Raw genomic sequence first — 15399 nt, 5'->3', positions numbered from 1 at the left:
GCGCAAAGATAGATGTATAGCTCAAAAGAAAAAAGACTAATTTTACAAAATGATTTTAGTAACAGGAGGCACAGGATTAGTAGGTTCTCATTTATTGCACAAACTTGTTAGTGAAAATAAGCAGGTTAGAGCAATTTTTAGAAGACCACACACATTAGAACGCGTGAAACATGTATTCTCCTATTACAGTGAAAATCATAAAGCACTTTACGCTAAAATTGAATGGATTGAAGCCAATTTAAATGACGTACCTGCATTAGAAATGGCTTTTAAAGACATTGATTACGTTTATCACTGTGCAGCGTTCGTGAGTTTTGAACCTAATAAATACCACCAACTCAGAACCATAAATATTGAGGGAACGGCAAACATAGTGAATCTTTCTATTTCAAATAATATTAAAAAATTGTGTTATGTGAGTTCTATAGCAGCTATTGGTCAAGAAGCAAATCCTGATCAATTGGTCACAGAACAAACCGAATGGAATCCAGAAGAAGATAATAGTGTGTATGCCATTACAAAGTATGGTGCTGAAATGGAAGTCTGGAGAGGCACACAAGAAGGCGTTCCAGCTGTTATAGTCAATCCTGGAATAATTTTAGGTCCAGGTTTTTGGAAAGGAGGTAGTAGCGGGAATTTGTTTAAAATGGTGCATAGAGGAATGAAATACTATGGATCAGGCTCGTCTGGGTATGTTGATGTTTGGGATGTTTGTGACAGTATGTTTAGCCTAATGAATAGTGATATTAGTAATGAACGTTATATCTTAGTTTCTGAAAACCTAACATTTAATGAATTTCAGAAAAAAGTTGCTCAACAGTTACACGTTAAACCAGCAAGAAAAGAAGCTAGTCCTCTCATTCTAGAAATCGGTTGGCGTTTAGATTGGCTAACGAGTATATTGTTTGGTAAGCGAAGAAAACTTTCAAAACAACTTGCCAAATCGGTTAGAACTAAAACATTTTATGATAATACAAAAATTAAAAGCAGCCTTGATATCGAGTTTAGAGCTATTGATAACTCTATCACTAAAGTTTGTGAATTCTATCTCAAAGACATGGCAAGATCTTAATCTTTCTTAAAAATTCTCGGAGTATTTAAAGGGCTAATAGAATCTCCTAATTTTTTAATAGAATCCAATCTTTTTTTTCTGCGTTCTTCTTCTAAATCAACTGTTTTCTGAAATTGTTCTTTCTTTGCCGTGATTTTAGCTTCTACCTTACTAATCATCTCCTCGTAAGTTTTTATATCATAAGCGTAAAATTCGTTGCTCTTTACAAATTGAAGACTGTCTATTTGATATTTTTTATAAATGTAAATATTAGGAGTTACATTGTTATCTTCCAGTATGCTTTTATCTGTTCCTTTTGCTGCATTAAAAACAAACACATCAAAAAGTATATCGACCATCTTATTCTTATCAATTAAATCATCTGGCTTTTCAGGTTTCTCTATCTTGTTGCAAGCGAAGCAAAGCCCAAATATAAAAAGAAGAATACCTACCCGTTTTATCATCTGTTAAAAGTTAATCGTTTACCAGCTTTAACATCAATAACTTTAAAATTATTGTATGCTAAAACACCATTTACAAACGTATGTGTTATTCTAGACTTAAACGTAGTACCTTCAAAAGGCGACCAGCCACATTTATATAAAATATTCTCTTTATTTACAGACCATGGATTATTAATGTCAATAACCACTAAATCGGCAAAATAACCAGGTTTTATGTACCCTCGCTTTTCTACTTCAAATAAAATGGAAGGATTGTGACACATTTTTTCAGCAATCTTTTCTAAAGAAATTTTTCCTCTATGAAACATTTCAATCATAGCAACAAAAGCGTGCTGAACTAAAGGTCCGCCAGAAGGGGCTTTGGTATATTTATTTTTCTTTTCTTCTAAGGTATGTGGTGCATGATCTGTTGCAATGACGTCAATTCTTCCGTCTAGAAGCGCTTTCCAAAGTTGATCTCTGTCTTTTACTGTTTTAACTGCTGGATTCCATTTGATTAAAGTTCCTTTTTTATCGTAGTCTTCATCACTAAACCACAAATGATGAATACAGACTTCGGCCGTAATTTTTTTATCTTTTAACGGAATTTTATTTGAAAATAAACTGGTTTCTTTTCCTGTTGACAAATGAAACACATGTAATCTCGCTCCCGTTTTTTTGGCGAGCTCTATGGCTTTTGAAGACGATATATAACAAGCGTCTTCACTTCTGATTATTGGGTGCTTGCCTATAGGAATATCGTCACCATATTGATCTATATGCTCTTGAAGATTTTTCCGAATGGTAGCTTCATCTTCACAATGTACTGATATCACCATATTGGTGCTTTTGAAGATTTTTTCTAACACGTTTGGGTCGTCAACTAACATATTACCTGTTGAAGACCCTAAAAACAATTTTAACCCAGCAACCGTTTTAGGATCGACTTTTTTAATTTCATCTAGATTATCGTTTGTACCTCCAAACATGAAGGAATAATTGGCATACGATGTTTTAGAAGCAATATCAAATTTATGTTCTAAAGCTTCAACTGTAGTTGTTTGCGGGTTCGTATTAGGCATCTCAATAAAAGATGTAATTCCACCAGCAATAGCTGCTTTAGATTCTGTTTCAATGTTTGCTTTGTGTGTAAGACCAGGCTCTCTAAAATGAACTTGATCATCTATTGCTCCAGGAAATACATAGTTACCTTCTACATCAATAATGACAACATCCGCAGATTTTGCACTTATAGAGTCAGAAACTTCCTTAATAATATCACCTTCAATTAATATGTCACCCTCTACAATTTTGCCTTCATTTACAATTCTGGCATTTTTAATAAGTGTTGTTTTCGTTTTCATGTATGTAAATTATCAACCTTTAATAATCGCACTATGTGTTAAATACGCTTTTTAGTTTCATATTAATGACACCAAAAATAGCTTCTGAAATTATACTCCCACTCATTTTTGATTTTCCTTTTGTTCTATCTGTAAAAATAACTGGAACTTCTACTATTTTAAACTTTTTCAGGTAAGCTTTAAATTTCATTTCAATTTGAAACGCATAACCAACAAACTTTATATTATCTAAATCAATAGTTTCTAAAACACGTCGTTTGTAACATACAAATCCGGCCGTAGTATCGTGAATTTTCATTCTCGTGATAAACCTGACATATTTGGATGCAAAATAAGATAACAACAAACGTTTCATATCCCAATTTACGACATTGATGTTGTTGTTGATGTATCGTGATCCTATCGACATGTCTGCTCCGTTAATAGCACAAGCGTTGTAAAGTTTTTCAAGATCGTTAGGATTGTGTGAAAAATCAGCATCCATTTCAAAAATGTAATCATATTGTTTTTCCAAACACCATTTAAATCCTGCAATGTATGCCGAACCTAACCCTGTCTTTTCTTGTCGTGATAATAAAAAAAGTTGGTCTTCAAACTCGCCTTGTAATTGTTTTACTTTTAAACCTGTTAAATCTGGAGAGTTATCATCAACAATCAAAATATCAAACAGTTTTTCATTAGAAAATACCGCTCTGATAATAGCTTCTATGTTTTCTATTTCATTATAGGTTGGTATAATGACTATTGCATCTCTCATTACTATATGCTCGTCCTGTTTTTTTATCAACTATGACAAAAGTAAGTTTTTAAACGAATAATTATACAGTAAAAATCATAAACAATGTTAATCTTAATAATTCTGTAAAAAGTATTGAAATATAAAATGATACAACATCAAAATTTCTTTATAATTTTACCAAATGCTTAGAGAAGTTATATCTAACGATTGGTTTACTGTTTTTCTAATTTTAGGTTTGACCTTTATTACCTTGTGTAAATATTTATTTACTTCAAGATTTAAGGATTTTGTGACCGTTATTAGTAATTCTAAATACTTAAAAATATATGCGAGAGACCAAAAATTTATTGATGGTTTTGATGCGTTACTGTTTCTGAATCTAATTATTTCGGTATCTATATTCTCGTATATTGTTTACGCGTCTCTTGTTCATCCATCAGAATTTAATCTCACTCAGTTTTTTAAACTCATCTTTGGCATTGGTGTACTTTTTTTGATAAAAGTTCTTTTAGAACGCTTGATAGGAAGCGTTTTCGACATAGATTCACTTATAGATTCTTACTTATTTCAAAAAACAACGTATAAAAATTATACTGGTTTTTTATTACTGCCAATCAATTGTGTGTTGATATATACTTTAACGCCAACAACTTCTGTAATTTATGTTTGTATTGGCCTTATAGTACTCGTAAATTTTCTCGGATTTATAAGCTCATTTAAAAATCATCAAAAGTTATTATTAAATAATTTATTCTATTTTATTTTGTATCTTTGCGCTCTTGAAATTGGACCCTATCTGATTTTATATAAGATAATTAAAGATTTTAACGCTTAAAACACTTTAATGGATATGACGAAAGTGAAAACGATTTTAGTATCTCAACCAGAGCCTAAAATAGAAAACTCGCCTTATTTTGACCTACAGGAAAAACAAAAAGTTAAAATAGATTTTAGGCCATTTATTCACGTTGAAGGCGTAGAAGCTAAAGATATCAGACAACAAAAAATCGATCTTTCAAATTATACTGCCATTATACTTACCAGTAGAAATTCTGTAGATCATTTCTTCAGAGTAGCCGAAGAAATGCGATTTAAAGTTCCAGATACCATGAAATATTTTTGTCAATCTGAAGCTGTGGCCTATTATCTACAAAAATATGTTGTTTACAGAAAGCGTAAAATCTACGTTGGCAAACGTACTTTTGCGGATTTATCACCTCTAATTAAAAAGTATAAAGACGAAAGTTTTTTATTACCAACTACAGACAAATTAAAGCCTGAGGTTCCTGAAATCTTAGATGGATTAGCGGTTAAGTGGAAACAAGCAACATTTTACAAAACTGTAATTAGCGACTTATCAGATTTAGCAAATGTTTACTACGATATTTTAGTGTTTTTTAGTCCGTCTGGTATTGAATCGTTATTTCATAACTTCCCAGAGTTTAAACAAAACGAAACACGTATCGCAGTTTTTGGTAACACGACTATAAAAGCAGTGGAATCTCATGGATTACGAGTGGATATTGCGGCTCCAACACCAGAAACACCATCTATGACTATGGCACTGGAAAAATATATTGAAAAGATGAATAAAGGGAAGTAAAATCTCTAATCACATTTACAAAACAAAAAAAGCGATTTCAATTTGAAATCGCTTTTTTATTTAACACATATAACTACTTAAAAAGAATAGCGTTGAGGACCACCTCTTCTTATCTCTTCACTAGCATTCTCTTCAAACTTTTTAAAGTTCTCACGAAAAGCATTTGCTAACTTAAACGCAGTTTTGTAGTAGGCTTCATCATTATTCCATGTTGTTCTCGGACTTAAAACTTCTTTAGGTACTCCAGGACATGATCTCGGTTGAGCAACTCCAAAAACAGAATGGATGTGATAATCATCATAATTATAAAGTCCTAAATCTCCATTAAGAACAGCGCTAATCATTGCTCGCGTATATTTTAATTTCATCCGTGTTCCAACGCCATAAGGACCACCTGTCCAACCTGTATTAACTAACCAAACATTTACACCAGCTTCTTTCATTTTTGCACTTAACATATCGGCATATTCTGTTGGATGTAATGGCATAAAAGGTGCTCCAAAACATGCTGAAAAACTAGGCACAGGTTCTACAACACCAGCTTCTGTACCTGCCACCTTTGCTGTATATCCAGAAATAAAATGATAAGCTGCCTGACTTGGTGTTAGCTTTGAAATTGGAGGCAATACTCCAAAAGCATCAGCTGTTAAAAAGAAAATATTTTTTGGGTTTTTCCCAATTGAAGGTACTCGTATATTTTCAATATGATAAATAGGATAGCTAACACGTGTATTTTGAGTTATTGTGGTATCTGCAAAATCAACCTCACCTTTAGCATCAATGATTACATTCTCAAGTATTGCTCCTTTTTTGATGGCGTCATAAATTTCTGGTTCCTGTTCTTGTGATAAATTGATCACTTTTGCATAACATCCACCTTCAAAATTAAACACAGTATTTTCATTAGTCCAGCCATGCTCATCATCACCAATTAAACTTCTGTCTGGATCTGTGGACAAGGTTGTTTTTCCTGTTCCAGATAAACCAAAAAATATAGCAGTATCTCCATCTTTTCCAACATTAGCACTACAATGCATCGGCAAAGTATTTTTAAATACAGGCAAAATAAAATTCAATGCTGAAAAAATTCCTTTCTTAATTTCTCCTGTATATCCTGTCCCTCCGACTAATGCAATCTTCTTAGTAAAATTTAAAATCGCAAAGTTATGTTGTCTTGTACCATCAATTTTGGCATCAGCCATAAATCCTGGAGCATTAATAACCGTCCACTCAGGTGAAAAATTCTTTAATTCATCTTCCGTTGGACGTAAAAACATATTATATGCAAACATGTTACTCCAAGGATATTCATTTATAACGCGAATATTTAATTTGTAATTAGGATCAGCGCAAGCGTAGCAATCTCTAACAAAAACTTCCTGTCCAGAAAGATAAGTAACCACTTTATCATAGAGCTTATCAAAAGCATTTGGCTCAAAAGGAATATTAATATTTCCCCACCAAACCTTATCTTTAGTAATATCGTCTTTTACTATAAATCTATCTTGCGGAGATCTCCCTGTAAATTCTCCCGTATTAACAGCAAGAGCTCCTGTTGAAACTTCAACACCTTGCCCTTTTTCAATTGTAATATCATGAAGTTCATCTGGTGATAATTGATACTTAATTTTAGCATTTTTAATGCCATAATTATCTAACTCAATCGTTTTCGTAGTTTGTGTATGGTTTACCATAATTTGTTTATGTTGTTTAGACTGCAAAATTAAACAATATTTTAAAGTAGCACCTTTAATTTATGATTTATCAGTACCCATTTTTAAAAAGTTTATTAACAATATCACCCAAGCTATTATTAAAAATAAGCCTCCAATAGGCGTGATAAATCCGATACTTTTAAAATCAAAACTCGTTAAGGCATTTGTAGAAAGACCATATATAGACCCTGAAAAGAAAATTAATCCAATAATTACAAAATAGTAAATTAAGCGTTTTACCCGTTCACTTAAATTATTCAAATTAGCAATTATAAATAGAAAAAAAGCATGATACATTTGATATCGCACACCTGTTTCAAAGGTGTTTATAGACTCTATAGATACTAGTGATTTTAAGCCATGAGCTGCAAATGCTCCTAATATAATTGCCAACACACCCAAAATAGCGGCTGTTATAAAAATAGTCCTGTTCATATAAATGTGATTTTGGTTTTAATAACCCTTAGTATTTAGTAAATTCGTCATTACAAAATTACTCAACAAAAACCATTATGCGAAAGATTTTAGTTATAGGTGCAGGAAAGTCTGCATCGTACCTTATAAAATATTTATTAGACAAATCTACTGAAGAAAATTTACATATTATCGTCGGAGATATCAACATACAAAATGCCAGAAAACTTATTAATAATCATGAAAATGGACAAGCAATCAATCTCGATGTCTTTAGTAGCCATTCCAGACATGATGCTATTGAAAATGCCGATATCGTAATTTCAATGCTTCCAGCTCGTTACCATATTGAAGTAGCTAGAGATTGTATTACCTACGGAAAACACATGGTTACTGCGTCTTACGTAAGTAAAGAAATGGAAGACTTAGATAAAGCAGCAAAAAATAAAGGACTTGTCTTTATGAATGAAATAGGCGTTGATCCTGGAATTGACCATATGAGTGCCATGAAAGTTATTGATGACATTCGATCAAAAGGTGGAAAAATGATTTTATTTGAGTCCTTTACTGGAGGACTCGTAGCGCCTGAAAGTGATACTAATTTATGGAATTATAAATTCACCTGGAATCCCAGAAATGTGGTTTTGGCTGGTCAAGGTAGTGCTGCAAAATTCTTACAAGAAGGTACTTATAAATATATTCCTTACAACCGTTTATTTAGACGAACGGAATTTTTAGAAATAGATGGTTATGGACGCTTTGAAGCGTATGCCAACAGAGATTCTTTAAAATATCAAGATGCGTATGGCTTAGAAAATATCAAAACATTATATCGTGGCACCATGCGTCGCGTTGGATTTAGTCGTGCATGGAATATTTTTGTCCAATTAGGAATGACAGCAGATGATTACACTATTGAAGATAGTGAAAACATGAGTTATCGTGACTTTATAAATGCGTTTTTGCCTTATAGTCATACAGATTCTGTTGAACTTAAATTTAGACACGCTTTAAAAATTGATCAGGATGATATTGTTTGGGATAAGCTTGAAGAGTTAGATATTTTTAGTAAAACTAAGATGGTTGACCTTAAAGAAGCGACACCTGCACAAATACTTCAAAAGATCTTAATGGATAGCTGGACACTGCAAGATGATGATAAAGATATGATTGTGATGTATCATAAATTTGGGTATGAACTCAATGGAAAAATGCATCAAATAGATTCTACAATGGTTGTTAAAGGTGAGGATAGAACCTATACAGCAATGTCTAAAACTGTCGGTTTACCTGTAGCGATAGCAACTTTAGCTATTTTGAATGAAAAAATCACCACACCTGGAGTTCAAATTCCAATTCTCAAAGAAATATACGAACCTATTTTGACTGAACTGGAGGGCTTCGGAATTAAATTTTCTGAAAAAGAAGTGCCTTATTTAGGTTACAACCCTCTCAATCTATAATATTTTATTCTTGAAAATCAACACGCTGGGATGAAAACAGTAAACCAAAGTATCCAAATTGATGGTATTGATAAAAAGATACTCAGAGCATTAATGTCTGATGCTAGGACTCCTATTTTAGAAATTGCTCGTCAGGTAGGAATTTCGGGAGCTGCAATTCACCAGCGTTTACGAAAGCTGGAAAAATCGAAGTTAATTTCAGGATCAAAATTTATAATCAATCCTAAAGTTTTAGGATACACGACAATGGCATTTATTGGCATTTATTTAGATAAAGCGATAAGTAATCCTGAAGCAGTAAAACAATTACAAAAAATCCCAGAAGTTCTTGAATGTCATTATACGACAGGAAACTGGAGTATTTTTATCAAAATTTTATGTAAGGACAATGAGCACTTAATGCAGGTTCTTAATAGAGACATCCAATCGATTACTGGTGTTTCTCGAACTGAAACTTTCATTTCATTGAATCAACAGATTGACCGACAAATAAAAATATAAAAATAAAAGCTCCAGTAATTCTGGAGCTTTTTAATTCAAATTACTATAACATTATTATTACTTAATAAATAACTTCTTAACGGTGATTTCACTTCCTGAAGTCAGGGTCATAAAATACAATCCCGAATGTAATACAGATCTTAAGTCTAACTGTTGATCTGTAACGTTTCCATTTAAATTTTTATTAAATATCACACGACCATTGAGGTCTGTTATTAAAAGTTCATTTAGTGCTACTCCAGAATTTTTAATAGTAATATGACCATTTGATGGGTTTGGAAAAATACGCAACGATTTGTCGAATCCAACAGGATTGACTGACAAGGTAGTGATGGTCAACGCTGGAGGAATAGCAGAGACTAGTGCATTATACACTGCATCTCCAGGCAGATTAGTATTAGTGGCATAGTAATTAGCAGGATTCGTTAATGCTATTTTAGCATCTAAAAAACTATCAAAAGTATAAGTTCCATTATAAACAGAATTATCAACTTCTTCATCTGCTGCAGGACCAGCACCAACTCCTAACGCAGTTCTTGGCAAACCTACATCACTCAATCCTGGTGGTAAATTCGTTTCATTTGAATCAGTTGGTGTTCCAGTAAATAAAGTTGACGCTGTATTAGACACAAATAAAAATTTAGGATTTGAAGCAGCCATTGCTGAACCTCCTGGGTTTGAGGCATCTTGAAACACAATGATTTGATCTCCTCCTGTTGAAGTACCCAAATTACCAGTAATAATTGTATCGTTATAAGTCGAAAAATTGAGATTTGTAGGGTTTGTCACTGGTTCTCCAGGAACACCCTCAAATTTTATTATATCACCTGCACTATGGCCTCCAACAGGCACTGTGTAGGCATAAGCCCCTTCAGTACATGGATTATTAAAAGGAGCTGAAGCTGAAGCTGAAGTGCCACAATCTGTAAAATAAATTATTGTTCCAGATTCCAGATCCACATAGGTTACAAATGCAAAATCATCAGGAATATCTGTTTGATTCCAAAATATGGATATATCACCAGCATTTAATGAAGTTTGCGCGAAACCTAATGATGAGATTAAGAATAAAATAATGTAAAGTTGTTTCATAATACGTGATTTAAGAGTTCTATCAAAGTTCAGAAACTGTACGTTCTTATTTTAAGGTATATTTACGTCAAGTTAAAATCACGTACATATACCTGATTTGTTGTCTTAAATTTTTTTCCCATTTCTATTAAGAAATTCTAATCTATGAACATCATTAATTCTTTTTTTGAATATTCGGTAATAGCACTCATCGTTATCAATACATTTGTGTATATTTTGAGATTAAAAGAGAACAAAAATAAAAAGACTTATAAACTCTTTTGCTTATATCTTTTCTGTGCATTAATTATCAACATCTGTGTATTTACACTGGCAGCATTCAAAGAACGCAATCTCTTTTTGTCGCATTATTATTTTATTTTACAGTTTGTCATTTTATCATTGTTTTACAGATCATTATTTACCAAACCTCAAAAGCGATTGGTTGATATACTACTGGTGCTTATAATTACAATTCTGGGTTTTCAATTTGCCATTTTACCTGAATTATATTTTAAATTCAACACTACAGAAGTTTTTATAACAAGCTCACCAATTATTGTATATTCTGTGATACATTTATACAATTCTTTAAGTAAACCCTCAAAGTATATGTACATTAACATCGGTGTATTAGTATATCTCACAATAAGCACATTGATTTTTATATTAGGAGATTATTTAAGTGAAGTATCGTATGAAGCAGGAAAAAATATTTGGTTTATCAATAAAGTGATGTACGCATCTTATTTAATTTTAATTTTTATAGAATGGTGGAAGAACTTCAAAACAATCAAGAACAAGTAATCAACGCTCTTGTTTATGGCTTGCTATTTCTGGTGCTTTGTGTTCTGGGTCTAATTCTGTTCTTCTATTTTTCTCGTCGGAAAATTGTACAAAAAGAACTGGAAAAAATAAATATAAAACTTGATTATCAGAAGCAAATTCTACAAAACACAATCAATGTTCAAGAAGAAGAACGCAAACGAATTGCTCAAGATTTGCATGATGCTATTAGTTCAAAATTAAACGTTGTAAGTTTAACAACTAATGTATTAATTGATGATGAAACCATCGCTAATAATCATAAAAATGCTTTGCATCATATACTTGACATTACAACCAAAACCTTAGAAAGTTCAAGAAAAATTGCACATGAGTTAATTCCTCCAACCTTAAGTAATTTCGGACTTAAAGTCACTTTAGAAGAATTGTTTGAAGAATATACGTCCAACTCAAACATCCAGATTAAACATCTTATTGAAGACCTTAGTCAACTTGACTCTGAAAACCAACTCCATGTGTTTCGAATTACACAAGAATTAATAAACAACGCACTTACTCATGGAGAGGCAAATCAATTAGATATTACTGTAAAAAAAGAGAATGAAGGTTTCTCCTATGTTTTCAAAGATAACGGAATCGGTTTCGATGTAAATGGCACAGACAAGAAATCAGGAATAGGCTTACAAAATATTGAAAGTAGAGTCGCTATTTTAAAAGCAAATCTTTATATTGAGAGTTCTGAAAAATCGGGCAGTACATTTACCATTAACAGATCAATGAATGCAATCTAAAATCCAGTTAGCCTTAGTAGACGATGAATTACTTTTTAGAAAAGGATTACTATCTATTCTAAGTAAAGAAAGTGATATCGAAATTCTTTTTGATGCTGAAGATGGCAATGATCTGATGAATCAACTTCGTGATACAAAAGTAATTCCTGAAATCATCATTACAGATTTAAAAATGCCAGGAATAAATGGAGTTGAAGTTACTAAATTGATTAGGAAAGAATTTCAGGATATCAAGGTTATAGCACTTACAAGTTACTTTAGCAAACCATTTATTATTAATATGATTTCTATTGGAGCAGTAGCCTATTTAGCCAAAAACAGTACGCCTAAATTCATGCTTAAAACGATACGAGAAGTTCATAAAAAAGGATTTTATTACGACGAGCAAGTGATGAAATTTATTCATGAAGGGCTACTTAATCCATCCGAAGAACAAAAGAAATCTTATTTTGATAATTCCTATTTTACAAAGCGAGAAAAAGAAATTCTCAATCTTATTTGCAATCAATTCAATACAAATGAAATTGCTGAGAAACTTTTTATCAGCCCAAGAACTGTTGAAGGTCATCGCAATAATATTCTTACTAAAACAGGATCAAAAAATATCGCTGGCTTAGTAGTATATGCCATTCAAAACAAATTAGTTATTCTTGAAGAACAACTATAAAAAAAGCACCCGACTTGGATGCTTATTTATAATATCATTCGTTTTTTAATCTCTTGACATAAAAATACTTAGTACATACCAGAATAGTAACATCAAAGATGCAAATAATCCAAGAGCTGCTGGTATATAATCTTCTGTTGTATATTTATTGACAAGGTTAGAGGTTTGGTATAATATAGAGCCTCCTGCTAATAAACACATGGCTACAGAAAACCATAAGCCAAGATTAAATCCGAAAAGTGTTCCAGCGATAATTAATCCGATAGCAATAAAAAAGCCAATCGTTAATCCTGTTTTTAAGAACGAAAAATCTTTCTTAGTCAAAAACACGACTGCAGATAATCCTGTAAATAAGGCCAAAGTGACTATGGCTGCCTGATTTAAAATTTCAGGACCAGATTCCATATAAAATGCAGCAATATAAATAAGTGGTACAAAAATAAAGGCCTCTGCTAGAATGTAAAGTCCGTAAGCCAAATACTGCGTTTGTTTATTTGGCGATTTCATTGCCATTCGTTCAGCATAATTGGTTGCCAGCATAAAGCCTCCTAACATGATTAACCAACGATAACCTTCAGTCATTGATAGTGCAAAATCGACTATTGTTTCGCTTTGCAATAATAAATATTCAAAGACAATAAAAAGGAGTACACCTCCTGCCACGTGACCATAGGTTTTTTTATAAAAAGCAACGCGATCTATATCAGAAACCTCATTGAGTAAGACACGTTCTTGAATTTGATTTTCCATGAGTAAGTTTTGTTTAGAGTATGGAATGTAAGAAAAAAGTCGGATAATTTAATTATCCGACTTCATTATTTTGTTTAATAATTAATATTAATCTCTACTTCCAAATACTTGAAGTGCCCAATATAATAAAGATGCTAATGCTCCTATTGCAGCTACCAAATACGTTCTAGCTGCCCATTTTAAAGCGTCTTCAGAACCTTTGTATTCTTCAGGAGTCACCACATTTTTAGCTTTTAACCATGCTAGAGCTCTGTTACTTGCGTCGTATTCTACTGGTAAGGTTATAAAACTGAATAAGGTTGCAAAACCCATAAACACCAGTCCAGCAACAGCAACCCAATAGCCTAAACCAACACCAGCAGCAGCTCCGAGAATTAAACCACCTATCACTAACCATTGTGACATTCCTGAGGTTACACTAACTATTGGCACAAGAGCCGAACGCATACCTAAAGCGCTATAGGCTTGTGCATGTTGAACTGCATGACCAACTTCATGAGCTGCTACTGCAGCAGCAGCAGCATTTCTTTGATTGTACACAGCTTCACTCAAGTTTACTGTTTTATTTTTTGGGTTGTAATGATCAGTTAACTGACCTGACACAGAAATCACTTCCACATCGCTAATACCATTATCTGCTAGCATTTTTTCTGCAATTTCTTGTCCGCTCATGCCATTACGCAACTGTACTTTGGAATATTTAGCAAATTTTTGTTTTAATTGATTACTTACTAGCCAGCTAACTAAAGCTATTGCTCCAATTAGTATATAGTATCCCATCATTCCACTCATAATTTTTATATTAAAATTTATAGTTTAAATATAACAAAAAGTGAGCCAATTTTAGTGTAGGAAATTTTGTCAGTATCTTTTTATGAGACTATTAATATTACATGGCATCAATACTCCAGTTAAAGGCTTCGGCAATCTCCTCATAAACAATTTTACCTTTAACAATATTCAAACCTTTTGCTAAAGATGTATCCTGTTCGCATGCCTTTTCCCAACCAAGATTTGCCAGTCGCAATACATAGGGCAAGGTCACATTGGTTAGAGCTAAAGTTGATGTGTAAGGAACAGCTCCTGGCATATTTGCCACACAATAATGCACAACGTCATCAATAATATAAGTCGGATCTTCATGAGTTGTGGCTTTAGTTGTTTCAATGCAACCACCTTGATCTACAGCAACATCAACAACAACGGTTCCTGGTCGCATCTCTTTTAACATATCACGAGTGATTAGCTTTGGTGCTTTGGCGCCTTTTATCAAAACACCTCCAATAATTAAATCGTGATCTTTAATACGCTTTCTAATATTGTATTCGCTGGAAAATTCGGTTACAACATGGTTTGGCATGACATCATTCACATATCGCAATTGCTTCATATTGATATCCATTATAGTCACATGAGCTCCTAAACCAGCAGCCATTTTAGCAGCTTGAATTCCAACAATTCCTGCACCTAAAACCAAAACTCTTCCAGGAGGCACGCCAGGAACACCTCCAAGTAAAACACCTCTTCCTTTAATTGGTTTTTCTAAATATTTAGCACCTTGCTGAATTGCCATTCGTCCAGCAACTTCAGACATCGGAGTTAATAATGGTAAGGAACCGTCATCATCTTCAACCGTTTCATAAGCAATACAAACGGACTTACTTTTTATCATTTCCTTGGTGAGAACTTCACTTGAAGCAAAATGAAAATATGTGAAAATGACATGCTTAGACGTTATTAAAGGGTATTCTTCTTCAATAGGTTCTTTCACTTTGACAATCATTTCACTTTTAGCGTAAACGTCTTCAATGGTATCTAAGACAATCGCACCTACTTCCTGATAATCTTCATCAAAAAAACCACTTCCAAAACCAGCATCCTTCTGAATAAATACGGTATGATTATTTCTCGTTAATTCGAAAACACCTGCAGGTGTCATACCTACTCTGTTTTCATTGTTTTTAATTTCCTTAGGAATTCCTATAATCATCGTTGTGTCATTTAGTGGTTACCGAAAGAAAAATACAATGAATATTTTAAC

Annotated in this window: 17 protein-coding genes; 8 read left to right on the top strand and 9 right to left on the bottom strand. The window is 32.9% G+C overall.

From position 1 onward, the window contains the following. The first annotated feature begins 49 nt into the window (after positions 1-49). Positions 50-1072: an NAD-dependent epimerase/dehydratase family protein gene (locus tag TD18_RS00665; protein WP_040247133.1), complete on the top strand. Its 1023-nt coding sequence runs from the start codon at positions 50-52 to the stop codon at positions 1070-1072. On the opposite strand, the gene TD18_RS00660 is transcribed toward TD18_RS00665, so the two are convergent. The 3 genes from TD18_RS00660 to TD18_RS00650 are packed head-to-tail and all read right to left on the bottom strand — an operon-like array spanning position 1069 to position 3615. Next, on the bottom strand, positions 1069-1515 hold the full coding sequence (locus TD18_RS00660; protein ID WP_052460981.1) for a DUF4296 domain-containing protein: 447 nt from the start codon (positions 1513-1515) through the stop codon (positions 1069-1071). The two genes, TD18_RS00665 and TD18_RS00660, sit on opposite strands and share 4 nt — an antisense overlap. Further along, entirely contained in the window at positions 1512-2858 is a 1347-nt protein-coding gene (locus TD18_RS00655) for a dihydroorotase (RefSeq protein ID WP_040247131.1), read from the bottom strand. Before TD18_RS00655 ends, TD18_RS00660 begins: the two co-directional genes overlap by 4 nt. 31 nt (positions 2859-2889) lie before the next feature. Beyond that, positions 2890-3615, bottom strand: a complete 726-nt coding sequence (locus TD18_RS00650; RefSeq protein ID WP_040247128.1) for a polyprenol monophosphomannose synthase — start codon at positions 3613-3615, stop codon at positions 2890-2892. A 163-nt stretch (positions 3616-3778) separates the two neighbouring features. Between TD18_RS00650 and TD18_RS00645 the strand changes: the two genes are divergently transcribed. Continuing rightward, positions 3779-4432, top strand: coding sequence for a DUF4271 domain-containing protein (locus tag TD18_RS00645; protein ID WP_040247126.1), 654 nt, complete (start codon positions 3779-3781; stop codon positions 4430-4432). A gap of 15 nt (positions 4433-4447) precedes the next feature. After that, complete coding sequence (locus tag TD18_RS00640; protein WP_040247900.1) at positions 4448-5200, top strand: uroporphyrinogen-III synthase; 753 nt, start codon at positions 4448-4450, stop codon at positions 5198-5200. A gap of 77 nt (positions 5201-5277) precedes the next feature. Here the strand turns inward: TD18_RS00640 and pckA are convergent, their stop codons facing one another. Both pckA and TD18_RS00630 read right to left on the bottom strand, forming a co-directional pair. Beyond that, positions 5278-6894 (bottom strand): phosphoenolpyruvate carboxykinase (ATP), encoded by a 1617-nt coding sequence (pckA, locus tag TD18_RS00635; protein ID WP_040247123.1) that lies wholly within the window; start codon positions 6892-6894, stop codon positions 5278-5280. Between the two features lie 60 nt (positions 6895-6954). Then, complete coding sequence (locus TD18_RS00630; protein WP_040247119.1) at positions 6955-7350, bottom strand: DUF423 domain-containing protein; 396 nt, start codon at positions 7348-7350, stop codon at positions 6955-6957. 77 nt (positions 7351-7427) lie between these two features. Here TD18_RS00630 and TD18_RS00625 point away from each other — a divergent pair, with 77 nt between their 5' ends. Both TD18_RS00625 and TD18_RS00620 read left to right on the top strand, forming a co-directional pair. Beyond that, positions 7428-8792: a saccharopine dehydrogenase family protein gene (locus TD18_RS00625; RefSeq protein ID WP_040247116.1), complete on the top strand. Its 1365-nt coding sequence runs from the start codon at positions 7428-7430 to the stop codon at positions 8790-8792. Between the two features lie 30 nt (positions 8793-8822). Next, positions 8823-9293, top strand: a complete 471-nt coding sequence (locus tag TD18_RS00620) for an Lrp/AsnC ligand binding domain-containing protein (RefSeq protein WP_040247114.1) — start codon at positions 8823-8825, stop codon at positions 9291-9293. Between the two features lie 57 nt (positions 9294-9350). Here TD18_RS00620 and TD18_RS00615 read toward each other — a convergent pair whose 3' ends face one another. After that, complete coding sequence (locus TD18_RS00615) at positions 9351-10385, bottom strand: T9SS type A sorting domain-containing protein (RefSeq protein WP_040247111.1); 1035 nt, start codon at positions 10383-10385, stop codon at positions 9351-9353. 144 nt (positions 10386-10529) lie between these two features. On the opposite strand from TD18_RS00615, the gene TD18_RS16525 reads away from it, so the two are divergent. Genes TD18_RS16525 through TD18_RS00600 form a run of 3 tightly spaced genes read left to right on the top strand, consistent with a single transcriptional unit; the run spans position 10530 to position 12608 of the window. Continuing rightward, positions 10530-11171: a hypothetical protein gene (locus TD18_RS16525; protein WP_052460980.1), complete on the top strand. Its 642-nt coding sequence runs from the start codon at positions 10530-10532 to the stop codon at positions 11169-11171. Beyond that, the gene (locus TD18_RS00605) at positions 11135-11941 is read left to right on the top strand and encodes a sensor histidine kinase (protein WP_040247109.1); all 807 of its coding nucleotides are present in this window, start codon (positions 11135-11137) and stop codon (positions 11939-11941) included. The genes TD18_RS16525 and TD18_RS00605 overlap by 37 nt, the downstream gene beginning before the upstream one ends. After that, positions 11931-12608 carry a response regulator transcription factor gene (locus TD18_RS00600; RefSeq protein ID WP_040247107.1) on the top strand — a complete coding sequence of 226 codons (678 nt, stop codon included), beginning with the start codon at positions 11931-11933 and terminating at the stop codon, positions 12606-12608. Before TD18_RS00605 ends, TD18_RS00600 begins: the two co-directional genes overlap by 11 nt. Positions 12609-12653: 45 nt before the next feature. On the opposite strand, the gene TD18_RS00595 is transcribed toward TD18_RS00600, so the two are convergent. From TD18_RS00595 to ald, 3 genes are all read right to left on the bottom strand, one after another. Further along, positions 12654-13358 (bottom strand): Bax inhibitor-1/YccA family protein, encoded by a 705-nt coding sequence (locus TD18_RS00595; protein WP_040247104.1) that lies wholly within the window; start codon positions 13356-13358, stop codon positions 12654-12656. 87 nt (positions 13359-13445) lie between these two features. Continuing rightward, a complete protein-coding gene (locus TD18_RS00590; RefSeq protein ID WP_040247897.1) occupies positions 13446-14141 on the bottom strand; it encodes a zinc metallopeptidase in 696 nt (231 codons plus the stop codon). Positions 14142-14247: 106 nt separating this feature from the next. Next, positions 14248-15348 (bottom strand): alanine dehydrogenase, encoded by a 1101-nt coding sequence (gene ald / locus TD18_RS00585; protein ID WP_040247102.1) that lies wholly within the window; start codon positions 15346-15348, stop codon positions 14248-14250. Positions 15349-15399: the final 51 nt, after the last annotated feature.

The sequence above is a fragment of the Psychroserpens mesophilus genome, from assembly GCF_000826645.1.
Classification (GTDB): Bacteria; Bacteroidota; Bacteroidia; order Flavobacteriales; family Flavobacteriaceae; genus Psychroserpens; species Psychroserpens mesophilus.
Note: the sequence above shows the minus strand (reverse complement) of the source record. Positions and strands in the feature narration are given on the sequence as shown.